The sequence below is a fragment of the Flavobacterium flavipallidum genome (genome assembly GCF_038289905.1).
GTDB lineage: Bacteria > Bacteroidota > Bacteroidia > Flavobacteriales > Flavobacteriaceae > Flavobacterium > Flavobacterium flavipallidum.
This window is the reverse complement of sequence record NZ_JBBYHU010000020.1, coordinates 1-23,975: the sequence shown is the minus strand read 5'-3', so window position 1 is coordinate 23,975 and position 23,975 is coordinate 1. Positions and strand designations below refer to the sequence as shown.

Sequence of the window (23,975 nt, the reverse complement as noted above, 5' to 3'; positions counted from 1 at the left end):
TTCTTTGCGGTTAAATTTCTGCCACAGATTAACACAGATTAAACGGATTTTTTCATTGCGGACTTTGCGAAAAACCTTTGTGTTCTTTGCGGTTAAAAATCACCGCAAATTGTTTTAGATTTTCAAAAATAAAAATGACTTATTTGAACTTTTATAATTCTTATTAAAAGACAAAAAACTTATATAACTTAAATGTCTTATATGGTGAAAAGAACGCCCACAGATTAAACGGATTTCTTTATAAATCTTTGCGAGAACCTTTGCTTTCTTTGCGGTTAAATTTCTGCCACAGATTAACACAGATTAAACGGATTTTTTCATTGCGGACTTTGCGAAAAACCTTTGTGTTCTTTGCGGTTAAAAATCACCGCAAATTGTTTTAGATTTTCAAAAATAAAAATGACTTATTTGAACTTTTATAATTCTTATTAAAAGACAAAAAACTTATATAACTTAAATGTCTTATATGGTGAAAAGAATAGCCATAGATTAACACAGATGAAACGGATTTTTTATAAATCTTAGTCAAAATCTTTGCATCGTCTATTTTCTTGCTTCTTGTCTCTTTCTTCTAATTCGACAAATAGCTTTTCTTGTATTCCATAGGCGTAATTCCGGTGACTTTTTTAAAATGGCGGTAAAAGTTGGAAACATTATTAAAACCACATTCAAAACAAATCATCTCAGTAGGGATTTTGTTTTCAATCAGTAATCTACAAGCATGACTGATCCGGATTTCTATCAAAAAATCATAATAGGTTTTCTTAGTCATCAGCTTGAAATAACGGCAAAAAGAAGTCACACTCAAATTGCTAAATGCCGCGATTTCCTGCAGCGTGATTTCTTTTTTATAATTAGAAAGGGTGTAACTGCAAATTTTGTTCAATCGAATAGAATCCGATTCATTCGATTGGTAAAAAGCATGCGAAGAAGTGATCTCAGTATATTCTTCGGTTTCCGACAGAATTTTTAAAATATTAAGCAGGATAATTAACTTATCAATCTGATTCACATTAGGCGCTTTTTTCATTAACGCAATCAATTCATCTTTGGCTTTGCCATTAAAAATCATCCCTTTTTTAGCCTTATCGAATAATTTTGGAAGCATGAATGATTCCGGCAAGTTTATAAAATCTTTGCCTAAACAATCAGGCAAAAAGTGGATAACGATAGCTTCTACATCCAGAGCCGAATTATTTTGGTAATATTCCTCATGACATCGCCAGGTGTGAGGCAGATTTTCACCCAGCAAAATGAGCTCTCCCGAGCTGAAATTACTGATGTTATCACCAATGAACCGCACGCCTTCGCCTTTGATTACATAATGCAATTCCAGTTCAGGATGGTAATGCCACAGTTTTCCAAAATTAGGTTTTTTGTCATGTCTGACTTCATAAGAACTTTGGATACTGGTAGGAACTTTATGGAATAAAGGCTTCATAAACAATGTGTTTGAATAATTTAGGCTAAATTAGTGTATTTTGCACAATTGCAAATGGTTTTTATGATAATATCCTATAAAGACATGCAAATAACTAACAGTATTGATAGTGATATTTTTTGCAAATTTGAAATGAATGCTATTCTTATTTTAAGAGTCCGTTTCAATTAAACTTTAAGATTTCAACTGTCAATCTGAAGCTGTCGAAGTCCATTTTACATTAAAAAATACTTCGGCAGATTCGGTACGACAATGAGAAGAAATAGATTTTGAGGTTTACACTTTTTGATAAAATAACAAACAATATGAATACACAAAACAGTTAAGAAATTGAAATTGTTTTGTGTGTTATTATGTATAAATAATTTATAGAAATGAACATTTATCTTGTAGCAAGTGGCGATTTGCGTTTATCAGCCAATCAGGTTTGTTGGGATGCACAAGCCCAAATGGAACAATTATTATCAGAAGCTGTGGCTGAGGCAGGCGGAAAAATCATCAGGGCACACGCTTATGATGAGCAAAAGAAACACGGCTTTATCGATAGCCAAAAAATGGGAATGCAGGTTTTTAAAAACATTGACCCAACAGCTCCGCTAATTGTTGCCGAAAGTGTCTGGCAATATTCACACCACGTTTTGGCAGGATTGATTACACATCAAGGTCCTATTTTGACCGTTGCCAACTGGAGCGGAGAATGGCCTGGACTGGTAGGAATGTTAAACTTAAATGGTTCTTTGACTAAGGCCGGAGTGGAATACAGCACGTTGTGGAGTGTGGATTTTAGTGATGATTTTTTCAAAACAAATCTGAAAAACTGGCTACAAACGGCTACTGTTCAGCCTGATTTGAGCCATGTGAAAGCTTTTGATAAAGCATTGATTCCTGCTGACGAATTGGCTGCCGGAGTAAATTTTGCTAAAGCATTCCGAAAAGAAAAAGCCATCATGGGGGTTTTTGACGAAGGTTGTATGGGAATGTTCAATGCGATTGTTCCGGATCATTTGTTGCATCCAACAGGAATTTATAAAGAAAGATTATCCCAATCATCGCTTTACGCCAAAATGCTAACGGTGAAAGACGAAGAAGCCGAAGCGGTTTTACAATGGTTGCTTGATAAAGGAATGCAGTTTGACTGGGGAACGGATGAGGCGACTCAGTTAACCAGAAACCAAACCTTGTTACAATGCAAAATGTACATTGCAGCGGTGCGCATTGCAGCCGAATTTGGATGTGATACTATTGGGATTCAATACCAACAAGGATTGAAAGATTTAGTTCCTGCCAGTGATTTGGTTGAAGGTTTGTTGAACAATCAAAACCGTCCTCCTGTTTTTGACGAAGCCGGAAACGAGTTGTTTGCCGGAGAGGCTTTGCCACATTTTAACGAAGTGGATGAATGTGCCGGAATTGATGCCTTGGTGACTTATAATTTATGGCGTTCTATGGGCTTGAAAGGCGAAAATACACTGCATGATTTACGCTATGGAGAGCACTATAAAAATGACAGCGTTGACGGATTTGTCTGGGTGTTTTTAATCAGTGGAGCAGCACCTCCGGAGCATTTTGTAGGCGGTTATGAAGGAACTTCCAGCGAAAGACAGCCTGAAATGTATTTCAGATTAGGTGGAGGAAGTGTGAAAGGTGTGAGTAAACCGGGATCAATTGTTTGGAGTCGTATTTATGTGATGGATGATGCTTTGCATTGTGATATGGGAATTGGGGAATCAGTCGATTTACCAAAAGAAGAATTAGACCGAAGATGGAATATGACTACACCACAATGGCCTATTATGAATGCGGTTTTAAAAGGAGTGAGTCGCGACCAGATGATGGGACGCCATAAGGCGAATCACATTCATGTGGTGTATGCCGAAAATGAATCGGAAGCTAACAAATTGTGCCGAATCAAAGCAGCTGCTTTACAGGAATTAGGAATTCAGGTACATTTTTGTGGGGATGTAGCAGTTTAATATAAAACACCCCGGTCTTCGACCACCCCTCTAAAAGAGGGGAATTTCGAGCGTTATTCCCCTGCTGGGGAGAGCTTGTCCCGAGAATTCGGGAGGTGCCCAACGGGCGGGGCGGTTAAAAATTAATATGTCAATTCGAGTGTTTTTTGTTTCGTTATGCTACAAAAAAGCACTCGAATTGATGTTTTAATAACTATATTCACAGCTGTTTTGCAGATGAAAAACAGATAAAACCTAAATAATAACGGATAAAAACGGTTAGATTAGTTTTCTTAATTTTAACTTTGGAAAACTGCGTTCCGATAAAAAATAGAAAAGTAAAAAAAATGAAGAAATTGAAAGGGATTACATGGAACCATACAAGAGGGCTTTTGCCAATGGTTGCCACTTCTCAGCGTTTTACTGAGCTGTATCCAGATGTAGAAATTAGTTGGGAAAAAAGAAGCTTACAGGAATTTGCCGATGCTTCGATTGAAGATTTAGCTAAAAGATTTGATTTATTGGTGATTGATCATCCATGGACAGGTTTTGGTGCTGCTACCAATACGATTGTGCCATTGTCAGATCATTTTTCAAGTGAATATATTAAAGATCAGGAAGTAAATACCGTAGGGAAATCATACGAAAGTTATGTTTTTCACAACAAACTTTGGGCTTTGCCTATTGATGCTGCTACTCCGGTAGCTGCGGCTCGTTTGGATATTTTAGAAAAAAACGGTTTGAAAGTTCCTGAAACTTACGAAGATTTATTGGCTTTAGCCAAAAAAGGATTGGTTGCTTTTGCCGGGATTCCGGTAGATTCATTAATGACTTTTTATTCGTTTTGTTGTAGTTTGGGCGAAGCTCCATTCTTGTCTCAGGAGAAAGTAATTTCAAAAGAAACCGGAATTAAAGCTTTGCAAATGCACCGCGAATTAGCGCAGTTGATGGATCCGGCTAATTTCAACAGAAACCCAATTCAGGTTTATGAAGCAATGGTAAACACAGACGAAATTGCCTATTGCCCATTTGCTTATGGTTATTCTAATTATTCAAGAATTGGTTACAGCAAACATTTACTTCACTTTTATGACTTAGTAAAATTGAATGACCAACCGATGATTAGTTCGTTAGGAGGAACAGGTTTAGCGGTTTCTTCTTTTAGCGAAAATCTTCCGGAAGCGTTGAAATATGCTGAATTTACAGGTTCTTCTCAAGTGCAACAAAATATTTTTGCCGATAATGGCGGACAACCGGGACATTTACAAGCCTGGAAAAGTGAAAGAATTAACGGAATCACTCATGATTATTTCAAAAATACGCTGCCTGCTTTAGAGCGTGCTTTCCTTCGTCCGAGATATGCAGGACACATGTATTTCCAGGATCATGCCGGTGATGTAGTACGTGATTATTTGATGAATGGTGGCGATGAAGTGGCTGTGCTTAAAGCAATGGATGCTTTGTATGTAAAATCACTTAACGAGGCAACAGTATGAGACCTTTAGAAGGTGTTGTTGTTTTAGAGTTTTGCCAGTTTTTGGCAGGACCTTCAGCAGGATTAAAACTCGCCGACTTAGGTGCCAGAGTTATTAAAATCGAAAGACCTGTAAAAGGAGAGGCTTGTCGTCAATTGAGTATTAAAGACTTATTTGTTGATGAGAGCAGCCTGTTATTTCATACGATTAATCGAAATAAAGATTCTTTTGCTGCCGACCTTAAAAATCCGGATGATTTAGAATTAGTCAAAAAATTGATTGCCAAGGCTGATATTATGACGCATAATTTCAGACCGGGTGTGATGGATAAAATTGGTTTGGCTTTCGCCGATGCGATTGCCATCAATCCTAAAATCATTTACGGAGTGGTTTCAGGTTATGGTGAAGAAGGCCCTTGGGCTAAAAAACCGGGACAGGATTTATTGGTACAATCGTTATCCGGTTTGACATGGCTGAGCGGACGAGATAGTCAGGGACCGGTTCCTTTTGGTTTATCAACTGCCGATATCATGTGTGGCAATCATTTAGTACAGGGGATTTTGGCGGCTTTATTAAAAAGAGCGAAAACCAATAAAGGGGTTTTGGTTGAGGTTTCATTAATCGAATCAATACTCGATGTTCAGTTTGAAGCCATAACTTCGTATTTGAATGATGGCGGGAAATTGCAGCAAAGAGGTGATGTTGCCGGAAGTGCCCATGCTTTTTTGAGTGCGCCTTATGGTGTCTATAAAACTCAGGATGGCTATCTTTCACTGGCTATGGGCGATTTAATGTTCATTAGCGAATTGCTTGAAGTGAATTTGGAAAAATACCGTGAAAAACATTTGTGGTTTCAATTTCGCGATGAGATCAGAACACTTTTAAGTGAGCGTATCCTTCAAAAATCAACAGATCATTGGTTGGATTTATTGATTGGAAAAGGCGTTTGGTGTGGAAAAGTTTTGAATTATCAGGATTTGGACGCGATTGATTTTGGTATGCCAATGAAACAGACTATTGAAAATGCCGAGCATAGAAAGATCGTTACTACCAGAAGCCCGATTCAGTTGGATGGCCAAATTTTGACCAGCACCAAAGCCGCGCCAAAAGTAGGAGAGCAAAATGTCATTATAAAGAAAGAGTTTATTCGCTAGATTGTTAAATCGTTTATTTGTTAAATCGTTTATTCGTATTGAAATGTTTAACAAATAATCACGCTTAACAGTTAGAAATGAAACAAACGATTCAACGAATAAACTATAAAACGGTTAAACAAAAAATGAAGCCATTAGAAGATTATTTAATAATAGATTTCAGCCAGTTTCTTTCGGGACCTTCGGCAAGTTTGCGTCTGGCCGATATGGGTGCCCGTGTCATTAAAATTGAGAAACCGGGAACAGGTGATATTTGCCGAACCTTATATACTTCGGATTTGATTATGAACGGAGAATCCTCTGTTTTTCATACGATAAACCGAAACAAAGAATCCTTTGCGATTGATTTTAAACAGCCGGAAGAATTAGCAAAATTGAAGAAGCTATTGGCAAAAGCCGATGTGGTGATGCATAATTTCAGACCGGGTGTTATGGAACGCATTGGATTGAGTTATGAAGAAGTACAAAAGATAAATCCTAATGTGGTTTATGCTTCGATAAGCGGCTACGGCTCCAAAGGTGCTTTTAAAGATTTGCCGGGACAGGATTTGTTGTTACAATCTTTAACCGCTTTGACCTGGTTAACAGGAAACGAAGGTGATGGACCGGTTCCTATGGGATTGTCTATTGTAGATATGCTGGCGGGAGCACATTTAGCTCAGGGAATATTAGCTGCTTTGTACCGAAAAGTGACTCAAAATGTAGGTGCTTTAATTGAAGTGAGTATGCTAGAATCGGCATTTGATTTTCAGTTTGAAACCATCACGACTTTCTTTAATGACGGTGGGGAGTTGCCTGTTAGAACTAAAACTAACAATGCTAATGCTTATTTAGGAGCGCCTTACGGAATTTACCAGACTAAAAATGGATACATGAGTTTAGCCATGGGTTCGATTCCGGTTTTGGCAGAATTGTTATCTTGTGAAGAATTGAAACAATTCCCTGAAAATAAATTTACATTAAGAGACGATATCAAATCGGTTTTAGCGGCACATTTACAAACTCAGGATTCTGAATATTGGTTGAATATTTTAGAGCCTGCTGATATTTGGTGTGCCAATGTATTGAATTACGAACAGCTTTTTGCCCAGGAAGGATTCCGGGTTTTAGACTTTGTTCAGGAAGTTGAAATGACAGACGGTTATCGTTATAAAACAACTCGTTGTCCTATTCGAATTGACGGAGAATTATTTACATTTGGTAAAGCTTCGCCTAAATTAGGTCAGGATAACGAAAATATTATTAAAGAATTTAATCTTTGCTAATGGAAAATTCAACATTTAGAATTGCGGTTAGAAAATTTGGCCCTTTTGAAACGGCCATGCAGCAACTTTGGGATGCCTTTTGCTTAAAAAATGATATTAGTATTGCTGTGGAAATGGTTCCTATGGAATTGCATGATTTGTATGAACAAACTATTAGTGAAGGTGGTTTGAAAAAAGGCGATTGGGATATAGCCCACATCAATACCGATTGGATTTTTGATGCAGCAAAAGCGAATGCTGTTCAGGATTTAACTTCTTTTATTGCCAAAAAAGCTCCGCAGGATTTTCCTCAGGGTTGGCATAATTCATTGTTGCATTTGCAGGAAATTGAAGGAGGTATTTATGGATTACCGTTTCATGATGGCCCGGAATGTTTGATTTACAGAAAGGATTTATTCGAAAATCCAATTGAAAAAGAAAATTTTAAAAAGCAGTATGGTTATGAATTAGCGCCACCAAAAACATGGTTGGAATTTGAACAAATAGCGACTTTCTTTAACCGTCCTAGTGAAAATTTATACGGTTGCGTTTTTGCCAATTATCCTGACGGACACAATATGGTTTTTGACTTTTGTTTGCATTTATGGACTCGCGGAGGTGCTTTGTTAGATAGTCAAAAGAATGTAAACGTTAACACTCAGGCAGCAATCGATACACTGGACTATTACCGTTATATCGTTAAGAAAACAGATGCGGTTCATCCGGGCTCCATTGATTTTGGTTCGGTAGAAGCAGGTATTGCTTTTTCAAATGGAGAAGCAGCTATGACCATCAACTGGTTTGGTTTTGCTTCGATGTGCGAAGTAATTGCTGAATCTAAGGTAAAAGGAAAAGTAGACGTTACCACATTACCATTTGCCGAAGGCGGAAAAACAGCTTCATTGAATGTTTATTGGTTATATACCATTGGAACAGGAAGTAAAAATAAACAATTGGCTTATGATTTTTTACGCTTTGCCACCACTGCCGAAAGTGATAAATTATTAACGAATGAAGGCGGAATAGGTTGTAGAAAATCCACCTGGAAAGATCCGGAAATCAATGCAACGATTCCTTATTATCATAAATTAGAAAGTTTGCATGAAAATGCACTGACTTTGCCACAAATTGCTGTTTGGCCGGATATTGCTATTTTGATTGATCAAATGGTTTTAACCGCTTTAAAAACAGATATCCCATCAGCGGATTTATTAAAAAACACACAAATTGAAATTGAAAAAATATTATAATTATGCAAATTCCCTATAAGCCCGACTTACCCAAAACCAAGCAACCTATAGTAATTATTGGTGCCAGCGGAATTGTAAAAGATGCGCATTTGCCAGCTTATAAAATGGCTGGATTTGAGGTTTTCGGGATTACTAACAGAACTTTTGCCAAGGCACAGGCTATGGCTGCTGAATTTGGAATTCCTCATGTTTTTGAAACAGTGGCTGATGCCGTAAAAAGTGCACCTGCCAATGCTGTTTACGATATTACGGTAATGCCGGAACAGTACATTGAAATTCTAGAACAATTGCCTGATGGTGCTGCCGTTTTAATTCAAAAACCAATGGGAAATGATTTGGCTGAAGCCAAAGAAATACTTGCCGTTTGCGAAAGAAAAAATCTGGTAGGCGCAATCAATTTCCAGTTGCGTTTTGCTCCATTTGTTGCCGCAGCCCGTTATTTAATTAATGAAGGAATCATTGGCGAATTGTATGACATGGAGTTTAAAGTTACCGTGAATACGCCTTGGGAATTATTCCCGTTGGTTAAAGTACATCCACGACTAGAGATTTTATTTCACTCTGTACATTATATCGATTGCATTCGTTCGTTTGTAGGAGATCCAAAAAGTGTTTTGGCGAAAACCTGGAGACATCCATCAAAAGATTTATCCTCTTCACGTTCTACGATTATTTTAGATTATGGAGACACCATGCGTGCGGTTATCAATACTAATCACGATCATCATTTTGGACCGGAGCATGAAGAAAGTTACATCAAATGGGAAGGTACTAAAGGAGCTGTCAAAGCTAAAATGGGCTTGTTGATGAACTATCCTGCCGGACTGGAAGATGTTTTTGAATATTCGGTTCAAAACGAAGAAGGAAAATACGAATGGAAAAAAGTACAACTGGAAGGTTCCTGGTTTCCGGAAGCTTTTGTGGGAACAATGGCTAATTTGATGCGTTACAAAGAAGGTTCGGATAGTGAATTGTTTGCCAGTGTAGAAAATGTATTGGGAACAATGCAAGTAGTAGAAGCTTGCTATATCAGTAATGCCAAAGGTGGTGTACCACTGAACGATTTATAAATTATAGTCCCTAGTTCTTAGTCCCTAGTTTTGGAATCTCTACTAACTACAAAGGACTAAGGACTAGTTACTAAAAACTAAAGAATAACAACTAAGTACTAAACAACTAAAAATATGTATTTCAAATCAACATTTTTTGAAGATTATCAATTAGGAGATAAACGTGTAACATTGGGAAGAACCATTACCGAGACTGATTTTGTGGTTCATGCAGGACATACAGGCGATTTTTTTCCACACCACATGGACGAAGAATGGTGTAAAACCCAGCCTTTTGGACAACGTATTGCTCATGGAACAATGGTACTTGCCATTGGAGTAGGATTGACGGCATCTGAGATTAATCCCGAAGCTTTTTCTAAGGGTTATGACCGCATGCGTTTTGTAAAACCGGTACACATTGGTGATACCATTCACTCAGAAATTACCATTTCAGAGAAAGGCGATGCCAAAAGACCGGAGATGGGAACAGTAACAGAGCATTTGGAAATCATCAATCAAAGAGGTGAAGTAGTAATGGTTTGTGACCATTTGCTACTGGTAAAAAAGAAATTTTAAAACCAATAAGGAGTTAAGATGTATTAAGCATTTTTAACTTAATTTTCTTAAAAACTTAATGGTAAGTAAAAATTTTAAAATGTTAAATCAATTAGAATATTTAACCAACCAATAATTATAAAACATGCAAGTAACCAATCAAATGGGCGAGGTACATGAAGTACCAACAGAAAAAGGGCAAGGACCAAATTATGTGTTACCTTTTATTTTAATTACGAGTTTATTTTTCCTTTGGGGAATGGCTCATAGTTTAGACGGAATTTTAATTCCACACCTTAAAAAAGCCTGTCAGTTAAACAACCGTCAATCGACATTGATTGATACAGCAATCTATTTGGCTTATTTCCTGATGGCGATTCCGGCAGGAATGATTATAAAAAAAATAGGTTATAAAAACAGTATCATTACAGGTTTATTGGTTTTTGCAGCAGGTGCCTTCCTTTTTGTACCAGCTGCAAATTCACGAGATTATAATATGTTTTTGATAGGGTTATTTATAATTGGTTGTGGATTAACAGTTTTGGAAACCAGTGCTAATCCTTATGCAGCTATTTTAGGACCTGCAGAATCATCATCTTTTAGGTTGAATTTAGCTGCTTCTTTTAATGGTTTAGCAGCAGCCGTAGGGCCATTTTTGGGAGGGATTTTTATTCTTTCGGGTGTAAATCATTCTCCAGAGCAAATGGCTGCAATGCCAGATGCAGAGCGAATTGCGTATCTTACCGGAGAAGCGGCAGCTGTAAAATTACCTTATATTATTTTAGGAACTATTTTGGTATTAGTAGCGGTGTTGTTTTATTTTATGCATTTGCCATCAATGAAACCAGATCATACGGAGGTAGAAGTAAAACCCGGATTTTTCTCGGTTTTAAAATACCGTCATTTGAGTTGGGCAGTTGTAGCACAATTTTTCTATGTAGGAGCTCAAGTTTGTGTGACCAGTTTCTTTATAAGAATTGCACAAAAAGAAGCTGGATTGGATGAGAAAACTGCTGCTTTTTATTTTGGAATTTATGGTGCGTTATTTATGATAGGACGATTCTTAGGAACTTTCTTTTTGAAATATGTAAAAGATTATGTGTTGCTTTCTATTTATGCTGTGTTGAGCGCGATACTTTGTGCGGTGGCTATTTATGGAAGCGGAATTTATGTTATCTACGCTTTGGGAGCTATCGGATTTTTTATGTCGATTATGTTTCCAACCATTTTCTCTTTAGGTTTAGTGGGATTGAAAAGTAATACCGAAACGGGTTCTTCATGGTTAGTAATGTCTATCGTAGGAGGAGCGATTTTGCCATACGGAATGGGAACTTTAATTGATATGAATCATGACGATATTCAGTCGGGTTATATTATACCGCTGGTTTGCTTTTTAGTGATTTTGTACTTTGGAGTGTTTGGGCACAAGGTGAAAAAAGCAGCTTAATTTTTTTTTAAATCTATAATTCAAACCCGATTACTATAAAAAGTGGTCGGGTTTTTTTAATAACTGATATTGTATATTCTAATTTACAATTAGAAAGTAGCTATTTTTAACGATTCTTATAATTACCAACCAAATACTAAAAACTAAGATGACACAGTCTAGATTTTTCTTTTTAATCTTTTTTATAACAATGCAAATCTCCTTTGCTCAGGTGCGAACAGTGCGGGTATTAGAAAGCAATTGGAAGTTCCAAAAAGGAGATTTTGAAAACGCTTCCCAAACGAATTTTAATGATTCAAAATGGGAGCAAGTAAACGTGCCTCATGATTGGGCTATTTACGGTCCTTTTGATAAGGAAGTGGATAAACAAAACGTGGCGATTGTTCAAAATGGCGAAAAAACAGCTTCTGAAAAAACCGGAAGAACCGGGGCGCTGCCTCATATCGGGACGGCTTGGTACCGAAATAAATTTACGATTTCAGCTGCAGAGAAAAACAAAAAAGTAATCCTGCTTTTTGAAGGCGCCATGAGCGAACCACAAATTTATTTAAACGGTAAAAAAGTAGGTGAATGGGCTTATGGGTACAGCTATTTCTATTTTGATGTTACTGACTTTTTAAAAGAAGGTGAGAATACATTGGCGGTAAAATTAAGTAATAAAGAGTTTGCTTCGCGCTGGTATCCGGGTGCCGGTTTGTATCGAAAAGTTAGTCTGATTATAAAAAATAACGAAAGCATTGATCAGTGGGGAACTTCTATAACAACGCCATTAGTTAGCAAAGAAGTTGCCAAAGTAAATATTAAAACCAAAGCTTCAGGAGAAAATGGCTATTTAGTTACGACTATTTATGATGCTAATGGACAAAAAATAAGTTCTGATAAAGCAACAATCAAATTTGGAAATGAATTCGATCAAAATATCAAAGTTGAAAATCCAAAGTTGTGGAGTCCTGAAAGTCCGTATTTGTACAAAGCTGTTTCACAATGGTTTGTGGGGAACGAATTAAAAGATGAGGTTAGCACCCGTTTTGGAATTCGTGAGATAAAATACGAAGCGAATAAAGGATTTAGTCTAAATGGCGAAGTACGAAAGTTTAAAGGCGTTTGCTTGCATCACGATTTAGGACCTTTGGGAACGGCAATAAATAAGGCGGCTTTGCGTCGTCAATTGACCATTTTAAAAGATATGGGTTGTAACGCCATCCGTAGTTCGCACAACATGCCGTCATTAGAACAATTAGAATTGTGTGACGAAATGGGCTTTATGTTCTTAGCCGAAAGTTTTGACGAATGGGCAAAGCCAAAGGTTAAAAACGGATACAACCGCTTTTTTGAAGCCTATGCCGAGATAGATATCGTAAATTTAGTTCATGCTACCCGAAATCATCCTTGTATTGTAATGTGGAGTTCCGGAAATGAAGTTCCGGATCAACACGGTGAAGCAGGAGTAAAACGTGCCAAATGGTTACAGGAAATTTTCCACCGCGAAGATCCAACCAGACCGGTTACTGTTGGTATGGATCAGGTAAAAGCGACTATGGAATCTGGTTTTGGTGCCTTGTTAGATGTTCCGGGATTGAATTATCGCGTGCATTTATACGAAGAAGCTTTTAAAAAATTCCCACAAGGATTTATTTTAGGTTCTGAAACGGCTTCTACCGTGAGCTCAAGAGGGATTTATAAATTCCCGGTGGTAAAAGAAAAAAACAAACAATATCCAGATTTTCAGTGTTCTTCTTATGATTTGGAAGCTTGTAGTTGGTCTAATGTACCTGATGAGGATTTTGTCTTACAGGATGAGAAGCCTTGGGTAATTGGCGAATTTGTCTGGACCGGTTTTGATTATTTGGGCGAACCAACACCTTATGATGAGAAATGGCCTTCCCGTAGTTCTTATTTTGGCATCAATGATTTGGCCGGTTTGCCAAAGGACAGATTCTATTTGTATCGAAGCCGTTGGAATACCGAAAAACCCACCTTACATCTTTTACCACATTGGAATTGGGAAGGACGCGAAGGTCAAACCACACCGGTTTTCGTTTATACGAGTTATGATAGTGCCGAGCTTTTTGTAAATGGAAAAAGTATGGGTATCCAAAAAAAGAATACCGCTACTCCACAAAATAGATACCGCCTGATGTGGATGGACGTGAAGTACGAACCCGGAACGCTGAAAGTAGTTGCTTTTGATAAAGTAGGAAAAGCAGTGGCTGAGGAGCAAATTCAAACTTCCGGCACACCTTATCAAATTGTGCTTAACGCTGATAGAAATAGCATTCTGGCAGACGGCAAAGATTTGTCTTATGTTACCGTTTCAGTACTGGATAAAAATGGAGTTCCATGTCCTACCGCTACCAATCAATTGCAATTTAAAGTCAAAGGAAAAGGAAAATATAAAGCAGCTTGTAGCGGAGATGCTACATCGCTGGAACAATTTCATTTGCCAACTATGAAACTATTTAGTGGAAAATTAGTTGTTACATTGCAATCAATTGAAGAAGCCGGAACTATGGAATTAACCGTTACCGGAAAAGGATTAAAAACAGCAACTTTAAGTATTAATTCTGCTAATTAAGAATTAGAAATAAAAATAGGAAGCCTTCTTTTCTGAAAAGGAAAGAGGGCTTTTTTGTTTTCAGAATTTCTAAATGGATTTTCAAAATTGCTGTATCAGAAGAGTCGTTTTCTTTGGATTTTAAATTTTAACAATATAGTATCGAAAAGAGTGGTATGCTTATTGAGTAAAAATCAATTAATTTTAAATATATTTGTAAGGCAATCGATTACATTAATTGTTATAACCAAAAAATAACCTATAAAAAAAGAAGAATGAAAAATAAATCAAGAAATTTTTTGTTGGCTGCTTTTACTATTATGCTGTCGGTCTGGTCGCAAAATAGTACTGCTCAAAATGCAAATGCTGAGGAAATCTATCCCGGAATTGAATTTAAGATGAACAAGATTCAGGAGCCAAAAATTCCAAATAATGTAGTAAATATCAAAGATTTTGGTGCTGTCAATGGCGGTCAGGTTTTGAATACCAAAGCTTTTGCTGATGCTATTGATGCTGTGTCCAAAAAAGGTGGCGGAAAAGTAATTATCCCAGCCGGGATTTGGTTAACAGGACCGATTATTTTGAAAAGCAATTTGGAATTGCATGCCGAAAGAGGGGCTTTGATCAAGTTTTCACCTGATAAAAGTTTGTATCCATTAGTAGAAACCAGTTTTGAAGGATTAAATACCTGGCGTTGTATTTCGCCTATTTATGGTAAAAATTTAGAGAATGTTGCCTTTACCGGAAACGGAGTTTGGGATGGTTCAGGTGAAGTTTGGAGACAGGTGAAAAAAGCGAAACTTACCGAAAGTCAATGGAAAAAATTTGTGGCTTCAGGTGGTGTGGTTAATGAGTCAAAAACGAGTTGGTATCCATCAGAAGTTTTTATGAATGCATCAGAAGGTGCAGATCAAAATGTGCGTTTGGATTTGAAAACTAAAGAAGATTTTGAAAAAATTCACGATTTTCTTCGTCCGGTGTTGGTAAGTATTCAAAACAGTAAAAGAGTTTTATTTGACGGTCCGGTATTCCAAAATTCTCCGGCTTGGAATATTCACCCATTAATGATTGAGGATTTAATTGTTCGCAATGTAACGGTTCGCAATCCATGGTTTTCTCAAAATGGTGACGGATTGGATGTAGAATCCTGTAAAAATGTATTGGTAGAAAATTCCAGTTTTGATGTGGGAGACGATGCTATTTGCATTAAATCAGGAAAGGATAAAGACGGTCGTGACCGTAAAAAGCCTTGTGAAAATATTATTATCAGAAACAATATCGTTTATCATGGACATGGTGGTGTGACAGTGGGAAGTGAAATGTCCAGTGGTGTGAAAAATATGCACGTTTCCAATTGTTCATTTATGGGAACTGATGTAGGATTGCGTTTTAAAAGTAACCGAGGACGTGGTGGAGTTGTGGAAAATATCTTTATTTCGGATATTTATATGACTGATATTCCTTCTCAGGCTATTTCATTTGATTTGTATTATGGTGGGAAATCAATAGCTGAAACTTTGGAAGAAGGTGGAGCTAAGATTGCCAATAAAGCACTTCCGGTAGATGAAAAAACACCACAGTTTAAGAATATTTCGATGAAAAACATCACCATTGCCGGAGCGCAACAAGCGGTGTTTTTACAAGGTTTGCCTGAGATGAATCTTGAAAATATTTCTATTTCTAATTTAATTGCAAAAGCCGATAAAGGGGTTACTATTATTGACGGAAACGGAATCAAAATTAGTGATGCAAAATTTGATATTAAGGACAGCAATGTATTTACTATTTATAATGTGAAGAACAGCGCTTTGAAAAACGTTGAAATCAATTCGACTTCTCCTAAAGCAATTTCTATTAATGGTGAAGGCTGTCAAAATATCGATTTAACTTCTTCTTCAAATTTATCTAAGAAAATATTCATAGGGGAAACAGTTCCTAAAAAAGCAGTGAAATTGTAATCGAAAATAAAATTCTAAAATCTCCAAAGTCGCCTGATTTTGGAGTTTTTTTATTCAAAATGGTTAACCAAATTAATTTTGGATATCTAAAAAACTTACCTTAATGCAGCAACAATAAACCAGTCAAAAGAAAATAGCTAGCGTTAGTGTTAGTGTTTTTTGCACTCAGGTTTTTTTGTTAATAGAAAAGAGAATAAGAAAGAAGTTTTGATTACCACCAAACCTTTGGTGATAGCGAATGACAATGGTACGGAATTAAAATAGTGTAATTTTTACACTTTAAAAAGAGAAGTTCGTGTAAATATTTTATATTTTTGATTTTCTAACACTAAAATGAACTAAAAATGAACGCAATCGATTCAAAGTATTCTTTGTTATCTTATTTTAAAATAGTCTGTTGTTTTTTTATACTTACTCTTTGGAGTGTAAATTTACAGGCGCAACAAGCTGTAGCTAGTCCGGACGGAAAGCTTACTGTTAACTTAGTTGTCAACAACGGAACGCCCACTTACAGTGTTTCTTACAATGGGAAATTGTTTTTAGAAACTTCGCCTCTTGGTTTAAAAACTAATGTTGGTGATTTTAGTTCGGGATTAGTTTTAAGTGATAAAGTAATCCAGAATAAAATAGATGAAACTTATGAGTTGCCAAATATCAAACAAAGTAAGGTGCATTATGTAGCCAATGAAGCGGTTTATTCTTTTACAAAAGACAACAATGCTGCAATTGATATTATTTTTAGAGTAAGTAATAATGATGTGGCATTTAAATATAAAGTATATCCGCAAAAAGAAGCACTTACTACAGTTGTTAAAGAGGAAGTTTCCGGCTTTTTATTTCCACAGGGAACAACTAGTTTTCTTTCTGCCCAAAGTCAGGCTATGGCGGGATGGAAAAGAACCATGCCTAGTTATGAAATTCCCTATGTTGTAGATGCGGCTGTGGGAAAAAATGGTGATGGACAAGGTTATACTTTTCCTTGTCTTTTTAAAGTTAAAAATGACGGCTGGGTTTTGATTTCAGAAACCGGCGTGGACAGTCATTATTGTGCCAGTAGATTAATTGGACATGAAAAAGGTTTATATACCATTGGTTTCCCAATGGAAGGCGAAAATAACGGCAACGGAAGTTCGGCTCCGGGAATTCGTCTCCCGGGTGAAACACCTTGGAGAACCATTACTGTAGGACAAACATTGGCACCGATTGTAGAAACAACGGTTCCATTTGATTTGGTAAAACCGCTTTATAAAGCCTCTCAAAAATACCCATATACAAAGGGAACATGGAGTTGGATCATTGGTATGGAAAAAAGTATGAACTACGATGAGCAAAAAAGATATATCGACTTTAGTGCCGATTTGGGTTACAAAACGCTTTTAGTGGATGCGTTATGGGATACTCAAGTGGGGCGTGATAAAGTTGAAGAATTAGCTAAGTATGCCGCTACAAAAGGAGTTAGTTTCTACTTGTGGTATAATTCTAACGGACATTGGAATGATGCGCCACAAACGCCTAGAGGAATTATGAATAATGCTATACTTCGTCGAAAAGAATTGGCTTGGATGAAAAGCATTGGTGTTACTGGAATTAAAGTCGATTTCTTTGGTGGAGACAAACAGGAAACGATGAAGCTGTATGAAGATATTTTATTTGATGCTAATGATTATGGCATTGCAGTTATTTTTCATGGAACGACTTTACCTCGTGGTTGGGAAAGAATGTTTCCAAACTATGTTTCCAGTGAAGCAGTCTTAGCGAGTGAGAATCTTTATTTTGGTCAAAAATATTGTGATGCCGAAGCTTTTAGCGCTACTTTACACACTTTTATCAGAAATACAGTGGGAAGTATGGATTTTGGCGGAAGTGCTTTGAATAAATTTTATAATGAAAACAATACGCCAAACAAAGGTTCAAAACGTATGACTTCTGACGTTTATGCTTTGGCAACAGCCGTTTTGTTTCAAAGTAGTGTGCAGCATTTTGCTTTGGCACCAAATAATCTAACCGATGCTCCAAAATGGGCGATTGACTTTATGAAAGAAGTACCAACCACTTGGGATGAGGTTCGCTTTATTGATGGTTATCCAGGTAAATACGCTGTATTAGCCCGTCGTCATGGCGATAAATGGTATGTAGCCGGAATCAATGCGCAAAAGGAAACCTTGAAGATTAAAGTAAAATTACCAATGATTGCTGCGGGTTCTCAACTTAAACAATATGTGGATGATGCACAATTAAATGGAAAAGTAATTTCTGCTAAATTGAAAAAGAATCAGGAAATGGAATTGTCAATTCCTTGTAATGGAGCGACATTAATTTTGAATTAATAAAGATTAAAAAGTGTTTGAAAAGCTTATGAGTTATGAGGTTATACCTTATTCTTGTAAGCTTTTTTATTTGAAAAAAAATCAAATTATAAATTTATCATATACCCCAAAGAAAAATTAAAATAGGAGGTGTTTTTTACATTAGTTTCCCCTTTTAAAGCATTTGGAAAATTGAAATTGTAACTTATTTCAAAGTCAAGGGATTTGTAATTGAAATTTAATGGAAAGTTAATTTGAGTATTAATCAAATCAAAAGTAGAATTAGTGGTATATACAGTTATGGGATGGCCATTAAAAAAATAGTTTCTGGCTAGTTCAATGGTTTGGTTTCCTGCTACAATACTAAGTTGAGGTTTAAGTGAAAGTTGAGTGTTTTTATTTTTATATAAGTTCAGTAAAACGAAATTTGTGGAGTTAATTTGGATTCCGTTTTGATTACCAAATAAATAAGAAAAGGAAAACTGCGAACTAAAATTTCTTTTTTTATTTCTGAAACTAAGAGTCGTATTGAGTACATTGCTATAAGCATTATCAAGACTGTTGTTGTAAAAATATCGGGAATAGGAACCGTTATAACGTAGTTTTTTTTGCTTTCCAAAATCTCTTCCAAAGCCTAAAGAGGCAGTAGTTAAATCCCAATTAGGTTCAAAGGCGCTATAATAAATTCCGGAAAGACTCCCATAGAAACCACTGGAATGAAGGTAACTGATTTTTGGGTTTAGGTTGTATTGCTCTACACCAATATCTCTTCCTGAAAAAAATGTTTTATTGTTATAATTCAGGGAAAGATATATTATTTGATATTTGGATATTGATTTTAGTAGTTCTTCAATGTTTTGATTTTTTTCTAAAAGGGCATCAATAATTTCATCTGTTTCCTGATCTTTAGTACCTGTTTCCTGTGCCTGAAATTTTAAGGCAAATGCAAAAAATAAAACAAGTATAAAGATTCTTTTCATTTAGATTTAAAATTAAAAAAGTAAGTGATTAAAATTTTTAATCACTTACTTTGAATACTATAAAAATAGCATAATTTATCTATGTTTTACATTTCGTAATCTGGAATCTTTAATCGTTTCGCGAATCCTGTTAGTCAAGCGTTCTTGAAGTTGTTGTCGCTGTTCGTTAGTGAGACTGTTTTTAAAATCTCTTTTTAATTCTCTAATATTTTCTCTGTTTTCGTTGAGCAAATTTTTTTGTGCAAGGGTAAATGTTTGTGCTAATGCGGCTTGTTTTTGTTCTTTGCTCAAGCTCATATCTTTTAAAATAGCCAGTTGTTCTGCAGTGAGTGATGCTTTGAAAGCTTCTCTGTTAGCTTTAATCATCTCACGTTGTTCCTGAACTAATTTTTGTTGTTCAGTTGTGAAATTATCAATCACAGTGCTCTTTTGTGCATTTCCAGAGTAACATCCCATAAAAAAGAGGAAAACTGTTATTGTAATTAGTGATTTCATTATTGTTGTTTTTAGTAATACTAAATTAGTTTTTTTTTGTTAGACCTAAAATCTATTAGATTGATTAAATGTCGTCTAAAATATAATTTGTTATATATTCATCAATTTCTTTGTCTTCAACAAAAAGTGAAGAAATTAAAATGTCATTTTCAGCACTCATTTTGTAATTTGGAATAGAGTTGCTGTTTTCAGGAATAGGATTTGTGGCATTTTCAATTTGAGCAATACTATCCGAAATTGGGGCAGAAATTTGTTGTTCTGTTTTGTTGTAATTATTGATTAAAGTTAATCCTAAAAACAGGGTTATCATTGCCGCAGCATACCAAGTTGTTCTTTTTTTGTAAAAAGGAATTACTTTAGGACTAGCCTCAATTATTAGTTTGCCTAAGATTTCTTTTTTTGAATTGGAAAAATAATTTTCCGGTACATTAAGTCCTAAAGCGTCTGAATGAATTTTGTTTAACTCGTCATCCTTCATGGGGTTTCTTTTGTCATTTGTTTCCATAATATTCATCTTAGCTGTGGGTTGTATTTAGTATAATAACGTCATTTTTTAAATCCAAAGTTTCAATATTACTTTCAATAAATTTTACTGCATTGTAATAGATTGTTTTTATAGTGCTTTCTTTCATTTCTAAAATGGTAGCCATTTCATGAAATTTTAAATCATCATAATATTTCATATTGAAAATTTGTCTTTGCTTGTAGTTAAGTCCTGAAAGTACAGTTTGTAATTTTAATTGCAGTGCCTCACCTTCAAAGAAACTGTCTTCCAGTAAACTATTCAAATATTTGTCACTTACATCTTCTATCGATATGGATTGTTTGTTTTTATTTTGTTCAATAAAGCGAATCGATTCGTTATAAGCTATTTTGTACATCCAGGTATAAAGCGCACTCTGTCCCGAAAATTTACTTAATCCTTTATAAACCCTGATAAAAGTATTTTGTAAAACATCATCGGCATTTTCGTGCGTAATAACTAATTTTCGGATATGCCAATAGAGTCTAACCTGATATAGATCAATGAGTTTATTAAAAGCCTTGTCTCTATCCGTTTCGCTAATTAATTGAGCAATAAATTCTGATTCGTTTGCCAATAGTTACAAGTTGGGTTAGTTTATTAAAATTACAATTTTAAGTTTAAATAGTTGCTGTAAAAGTATTTAAACTAATTTTAGTTGTTAAACCCATACAAGGATTTGATCCTGTATGGGTTACAGTTAGTTAATTATCTAGTTTCAGCTTTGATAAATACACCTGCAGATGTAAATTCAAGTTCTAACTTGCTCGCATCAGTAGTGGTAATGTATACTTCAATATCACCATCTCTTTCCCTGTGAGCACCATTAATTACTGCACCAGGATAATTGGTTTCAATATAAGTTTTAATGGCAGTAATCAGTTCGGTTAAAGAAATAGAGGTGTGGTCACCAAAATCAGTTCTTGTTGTTTCAGAAACAAATTCATAGGTTGCTGTAAATGTTAGTTTTAATTTTACATTGTCAGATGTTAATAAATAAATTTCATAAGTCCCATCTGGTTCTATATGTCCTCCCTTAATCGTTGCTCCACTATAATTTGTAGTAATATAGGTTGTAATATCAGCAGGAATGTCTGCAACAGTTAAAATGATATGTTGGCCCATATGGAACATGTCTACTGTACTTACAGAAACAAATTCGCCATCGGCAGTAAAGTTGATGTTCAATTTAGCATCATCAGCTGTAACTACAAATACGTCGATACTACCGTCTGATTCTTTAAATGCAGCTACTATTTTTGAATCAGGATAATTACTGCTTATATAGGTTTTAATACTGCTTATTAAATTTATCAAGGCTATTCTGTTGTGACGGTCAGAGTGATGGTGTCTGTGGTTACCGTTAGCTTTAAGTTCACGAGCCGAAACAAATTCAGCTGTACTGCTAAAATTCAATTTCATTTTTACACCGTCGGCAGTGGTAATTAAAACGTCAAAACTACCATCTGATTCTGAGTGTGCAGAGTTAATTGTTGCATCAGGATAGTTAGTGGTGATGTAAGTAATAATCGCTGCTTGTAAATCACTAATAGCTACAGGAGTAATTGTGCTGGAGCTTGACAAAAGTCCTTTAGCAGTAAAATAGAGTTTAAAAATAGCATTGATGTTTGTAATTCCTTTAGATGTAGTTCCTGAATTAACATATACGGTATAAGATCCATCTGAATTTAAGTTTACTTCTGAAATACTTGCTCCAGCGTAATTTTTAGCAACATAGCTGCTAATAGAAGTAGGCAAAGTAGCTGCACTGGTCGTTTCATAAGTCATGTCAGCAGTAGTGCTGTTGTCAGTAGAACCCACATATTCATTTGAACAACTGTACAATACGCAGGCTAATGCGATTGCAAATAGAGAAATCTTTTTCATTTTTTTTAAATTTAATAGTTAATAGTAGGTAGATTTATTTCATAAATACATGTATTGTAATGAACGTCATTATCCATTAGACCTATTGTTTTTGAAAAAGTTTTAGAGTTTGAAAAAAAAAGTTTTTTTTATGTTAGAGTCTAAATAATGGATGTTTACGCTTTGTTGTGAGGATGATTTATGAACATAATATTCTTCGATAGGATTTTTAAACTATCTTTATTTTTTGATACATAATACTTTTCTAAATAATAGTTCCATGATGAAATTCAAATATTTAACCCTATCTGCTTTTTTAGTTTTTAGTTTTGCTTCTAATGCTCAAGAGCTCTCCAAATCGCTTTGGGAAACTTCGAATCTTCCAGTTCCGGAGTCTGTTTTGTATAATCAGGCTGATAAAAAGTTATATGTAAGTTTGATTGATGGAGCAGGAAATGTAAAAGACGGAAAAGGAGGGATTGCTATTCTTAATGCGGATGGTAGTGTTAAAAATCCAAAATTTGTTGAAGGTTTAAATGCCCCAAAGGGAATAGCTCTTTATAAAAAAACGCTTTATGTGGCTGATATAACAGCTTTGGTAAGTATTGATATAGAAAGCGGTAAAATTATTAATAAGCTAGAAATTAAAGATGCTATTTTTTTGAACGATGTGACTGTAGATACTAAAGGAGTGGTCTATGTTTCAGATACACGAACCAATAAAGTACATCAAATTAAAAATGGTAAAAGTGAGCTGTATTTAGAAAATGTAACTAATGCGAATGGGTTAAAATGGATAAATAAAAACCTCTATGTTTTGGCAAATACAGAACTTTGGAAGATTGATGAAAAGAAAAGTATTAGTGTTTTGGCCAAAGGTTTTGAAAAGCCCGGAGATGGGGTTGAGCAACTAAAAAACGGTGAATTTATAGTTACATGTTGGGCAGGATTGATTTATTACGTTAAAGCCAATGGAGAAATCAAAAAATTACAGGATGTTCAAGGACAGATGAATACGGCTGATTTAGGTTATAATGTAAAGGAAAATGTGTTGTATATCCCAACTTTTAACCATAATAGTGTAATAGCTTATAAGTTGTTATTAAATGAATAATTGATTAAGCTTTTCAAGGAAGAGATATAAAATAAAAAAGCCTCTACATTGCTGTAAAGGCTTTGAAATAAAAGCTCCCCCTCTTGGGCTCGTCCCGATAGCTATCGGGACAAGGACCTTTTGATTAACAATATTTCAAGAGTAATTTTTCAGTGATTTTAGGATATTTTTTGAGATTCAAAATATATGTTTTGCTCTTCATATTTTTTATGTGTTTCTCGATTTTCCTTGCTTGGGTTATATCAACACAATCAATTAAATGAAACAAAGTCCAGTCATTTGCTATCTTAGTATGTGAGTTTTCAAATATTCCAGAGTTATGCCATTCTAACCGAAGTTGGAAATTTGAAGTTTCACCAATATAGTAAGAGTCTATTTGTGAAGAATAAATAATATAAACAAAATGCATAGGATAAGATATTAAACAAAAAAAGCCTCTACATTGCTGTAAAGGCTTTGAAATAAAAGCTCCCCCTCTTGGGCTCGTCCCGATAGCTATCGGGACAAGGACCTTTTGATTAACAATATTTCAAGAGTAATTTTTCAGTGATTTTAGGATATTTTTTGAGATTCAAAATATATGTTTTGCTCTTCATATTTTTTATGTGT

Annotated in this window: 19 protein-coding genes; 12 read left to right on the top strand and 7 right to left on the bottom strand. The window is 35.4% G+C overall.

What is annotated here, in order from left to right; translation table 11 throughout:
- Window positions 1-571 precede the first annotated feature (571 nt).
- Window positions 572-1,441 (bottom strand): AraC family transcriptional regulator, encoded by an 870-nt coding sequence (locus AAEO59_RS10440; protein ID WP_341700684.1) that lies wholly within the window; start codon window positions 1,439-1,441, stop codon window positions 572-574.
- 374 nt (window positions 1,442-1,815) lie between these two features.
- Between AAEO59_RS10440 and AAEO59_RS10435 the strand changes: the two genes are divergently transcribed.
- The 11 genes from AAEO59_RS10435 to AAEO59_RS10385 all read left to right on the top strand — a co-directional run bounded on the left by AAEO59_RS10435 (window position 1,816) and on the right by AAEO59_RS10385 (window position 18,409).
- Window positions 1,816-3,414 (top strand): hypothetical protein, encoded by a 1,599-nt coding sequence (locus tag AAEO59_RS10435; protein ID WP_341700683.1) that lies wholly within the window; start codon window positions 1,816-1,818, stop codon window positions 3,412-3,414.
- Between the two features lie 326 nt (window positions 3,415-3,740).
- Window positions 3,741-4,889: an ABC transporter substrate-binding protein gene (locus AAEO59_RS10430; protein ID WP_341700682.1), complete on the top strand. Its 1,149-nt coding sequence runs from the start codon at window positions 3,741-3,743 to the stop codon at window positions 4,887-4,889.
- Entirely contained in the window at window positions 4,886-6,022 is a 1,137-nt protein-coding gene (locus AAEO59_RS10425) for a CaiB/BaiF CoA transferase family protein (RefSeq protein ID WP_341700681.1), read from the top strand. The genes AAEO59_RS10430 and AAEO59_RS10425 overlap by 4 nt, the downstream gene beginning before the upstream one ends.
- A gap of 125 nt (window positions 6,023-6,147) precedes the next feature.
- Window positions 6,148-7,287 carry a CaiB/BaiF CoA transferase family protein gene (locus AAEO59_RS10420; protein ID WP_341700680.1) on the top strand — a complete coding sequence of 380 codons (1,140 nt, stop codon included), beginning with the start codon at window positions 6,148-6,150 and terminating at the stop codon, window positions 7,285-7,287.
- On the top strand, window positions 7,287-8,516 hold the full coding sequence (locus tag AAEO59_RS10415; protein WP_341700679.1) for an ABC transporter substrate-binding protein: 1,230 nt from the start codon (window positions 7,287-7,289) through the stop codon (window positions 8,514-8,516). Before AAEO59_RS10420 ends, AAEO59_RS10415 begins: the two co-directional genes overlap by 1 nt.
- Window positions 8,517-8,518: 2 nt before the next feature.
- Window positions 8,519-9,586 carry a Gfo/Idh/MocA family protein gene (locus AAEO59_RS10410; protein ID WP_341700678.1) on the top strand — a complete coding sequence of 356 codons (1,068 nt, stop codon included), beginning with the start codon at window positions 8,519-8,521 and terminating at the stop codon, window positions 9,584-9,586.
- A 114-nt stretch (window positions 9,587-9,700) separates the two neighbouring features.
- The gene (locus tag AAEO59_RS10405; protein ID WP_341700677.1) at window positions 9,701-10,144 is read left to right on the top strand and encodes a MaoC/PaaZ C-terminal domain-containing protein; all 444 of its coding nucleotides are present in this window, start codon (window positions 9,701-9,703) and stop codon (window positions 10,142-10,144) included.
- A 124-nt stretch (window positions 10,145-10,268) separates the two neighbouring features.
- Window positions 10,269-11,570 (top strand): L-fucose:H+ symporter permease, encoded by a 1,302-nt coding sequence (gene fucP / locus AAEO59_RS10400; protein WP_341700676.1) that lies wholly within the window; start codon window positions 10,269-10,271, stop codon window positions 11,568-11,570.
- A gap of 190 nt (window positions 11,571-11,760) precedes the next feature.
- A complete protein-coding gene (locus tag AAEO59_RS10395; RefSeq protein WP_341700675.1) occupies window positions 11,761-14,145 on the top strand; it encodes a DUF4982 domain-containing protein in 2,385 nt (794 codons plus the stop codon).
- A 254-nt stretch (window positions 14,146-14,399) separates the two neighbouring features.
- Window positions 14,400-16,082 (top strand): glycoside hydrolase family 28 protein, encoded by a 1,683-nt coding sequence (locus AAEO59_RS10390; RefSeq protein ID WP_341700674.1) that lies wholly within the window; start codon window positions 14,400-14,402, stop codon window positions 16,080-16,082.
- Window positions 16,083-16,426: 344 nt separating this feature from the next.
- A complete protein-coding gene (locus AAEO59_RS10385; RefSeq protein WP_341700673.1) occupies window positions 16,427-18,409 on the top strand; it encodes a glycoside hydrolase family 97 protein in 1,983 nt (660 codons plus the stop codon).
- An 86-nt stretch (window positions 18,410-18,495) separates the two neighbouring features.
- Here AAEO59_RS10385 and AAEO59_RS10380 read toward each other — a convergent pair whose 3' ends face one another.
- From AAEO59_RS10380 to AAEO59_RS10360, 5 genes are all read right to left on the bottom strand, one after another.
- Window positions 18,496-19,368: a hypothetical protein gene (locus tag AAEO59_RS10380; protein ID WP_341700672.1), complete on the bottom strand. Its 873-nt coding sequence runs from the start codon at window positions 19,366-19,368 to the stop codon at window positions 18,496-18,498.
- 75 nt (window positions 19,369-19,443) lie between these two features.
- Window positions 19,444-19,863 (bottom strand): hypothetical protein, encoded by a 420-nt coding sequence (locus AAEO59_RS10375; protein WP_341700671.1) that lies wholly within the window; start codon window positions 19,861-19,863, stop codon window positions 19,444-19,446.
- A gap of 64 nt (window positions 19,864-19,927) precedes the next feature.
- Window positions 19,928-20,368 carry a hypothetical protein gene (locus tag AAEO59_RS10370; protein ID WP_341700670.1) on the bottom strand — a complete coding sequence of 147 codons (441 nt, stop codon included), beginning with the start codon at window positions 20,366-20,368 and terminating at the stop codon, window positions 19,928-19,930.
- Between the two features lie 10 nt (window positions 20,369-20,378).
- Entirely contained in the window at window positions 20,379-20,963 is a 585-nt protein-coding gene (locus tag AAEO59_RS10365; protein ID WP_341700669.1) for an RNA polymerase sigma factor, read from the bottom strand.
- Window positions 20,964-21,094: 131 nt separating this feature from the next.
- Complete coding sequence (locus tag AAEO59_RS10360; protein ID WP_341700668.1) at window positions 21,095-22,273, bottom strand: PepSY-like domain-containing protein; 1,179 nt, start codon at window positions 22,271-22,273, stop codon at window positions 21,095-21,097.
- Between the two features lie 259 nt (window positions 22,274-22,532).
- On the opposite strand from AAEO59_RS10360, the gene AAEO59_RS10355 reads away from it, so the two are divergent.
- Window positions 22,533-23,366: an SMP-30/gluconolactonase/LRE family protein gene (locus AAEO59_RS10355; RefSeq protein ID WP_341700667.1), complete on the top strand. Its 834-nt coding sequence runs from the start codon at window positions 22,533-22,535 to the stop codon at window positions 23,364-23,366.
- Window positions 23,367-23,490: 124 nt separating this feature from the next.
- Here AAEO59_RS10355 and AAEO59_RS10350 read toward each other — a convergent pair whose 3' ends face one another.
- On the bottom strand, window positions 23,491-23,775 hold the full coding sequence (locus AAEO59_RS10350; RefSeq protein ID WP_341700666.1) for a GIY-YIG nuclease family protein: 285 nt from the start codon (window positions 23,773-23,775) through the stop codon (window positions 23,491-23,493).
- Window positions 23,776-23,975 lie beyond the last annotated feature (200 nt).

Excerpts from the sequence above, each read along its gene's own strand:
- AAEO59_RS10440 (WP_341700684.1), bottom strand. The coding sequence starts at position 1,441 with ATGAAGCCTTTATTCCATAAAGTTCCTACCAGTATCCAAAGTTCTTAT.
- AAEO59_RS10435 (WP_341700683.1), top strand. The coding sequence starts at position 1,816 with ATGAACATTTATCTTGTAGCAAGTGGCGATTTGCGTTTATCAGCCAAT.
- AAEO59_RS10430 (WP_341700682.1), top strand. The coding sequence starts at position 3,741 with ATGAAGAAATTGAAAGGGATTACATGGAACCATACAAGAGGGCTTTTG.
- AAEO59_RS10425 (WP_341700681.1), top strand. The coding sequence starts at position 4,886 with ATGAGACCTTTAGAAGGTGTTGTTGTTTTAGAGTTTTGCCAGTTTTTG.
- AAEO59_RS10420 (WP_341700680.1), top strand. The coding sequence starts at position 6,148 with ATGAAGCCATTAGAAGATTATTTAATAATAGATTTCAGCCAGTTTCTT.
- AAEO59_RS10415 (WP_341700679.1), top strand. The coding sequence starts at position 7,287 with ATGGAAAATTCAACATTTAGAATTGCGGTTAGAAAATTTGGCCCTTTT.
- AAEO59_RS10410 (WP_341700678.1), top strand. The coding sequence starts at position 8,519 with ATGCAAATTCCCTATAAGCCCGACTTACCCAAAACCAAGCAACCTATA.
- AAEO59_RS10405 (WP_341700677.1), top strand. The coding sequence starts at position 9,701 with ATGTATTTCAAATCAACATTTTTTGAAGATTATCAATTAGGAGATAAA.
- fucP (WP_341700676.1), top strand. The coding sequence starts at position 10,269 with ATGCAAGTAACCAATCAAATGGGCGAGGTACATGAAGTACCAACAGAA.
- AAEO59_RS10395 (WP_341700675.1), top strand. The coding sequence starts at position 11,761 with ATGCAAATCTCCTTTGCTCAGGTGCGAACAGTGCGGGTATTAGAAAGC.
- AAEO59_RS10390 (WP_341700674.1), top strand. The coding sequence starts at position 14,400 with ATGAAAAATAAATCAAGAAATTTTTTGTTGGCTGCTTTTACTATTATG.
- AAEO59_RS10385 (WP_341700673.1), top strand. The coding sequence starts at position 16,427 with ATGAACGCAATCGATTCAAAGTATTCTTTGTTATCTTATTTTAAAATA.
- AAEO59_RS10380 (WP_341700672.1), bottom strand. The coding sequence starts at position 19,368 with ATGAAAAGAATCTTTATACTTGTTTTATTTTTTGCATTTGCCTTAAAA.
- AAEO59_RS10375 (WP_341700671.1), bottom strand. The coding sequence starts at position 19,863 with ATGAAATCACTAATTACAATAACAGTTTTCCTCTTTTTTATGGGATGT.
- AAEO59_RS10370 (WP_341700670.1), bottom strand. The coding sequence starts at position 20,368 with ATGGAAACAAATGACAAAAGAAACCCCATGAAGGATGACGAGTTAAAC.
- AAEO59_RS10360 (WP_341700668.1), bottom strand. The coding sequence starts at position 22,273 with ATGAAAAAGATTTCTCTATTTGCAATCGCATTAGCCTGCGTATTGTAC.
- AAEO59_RS10355 (WP_341700667.1), top strand. The coding sequence starts at position 22,533 with ATGATGAAATTCAAATATTTAACCCTATCTGCTTTTTTAGTTTTTAGT.
- AAEO59_RS10350 (WP_341700666.1), bottom strand. The coding sequence starts at position 23,775 with ATGCATTTTGTTTATATTATTTATTCTTCACAAATAGACTCTTACTAT.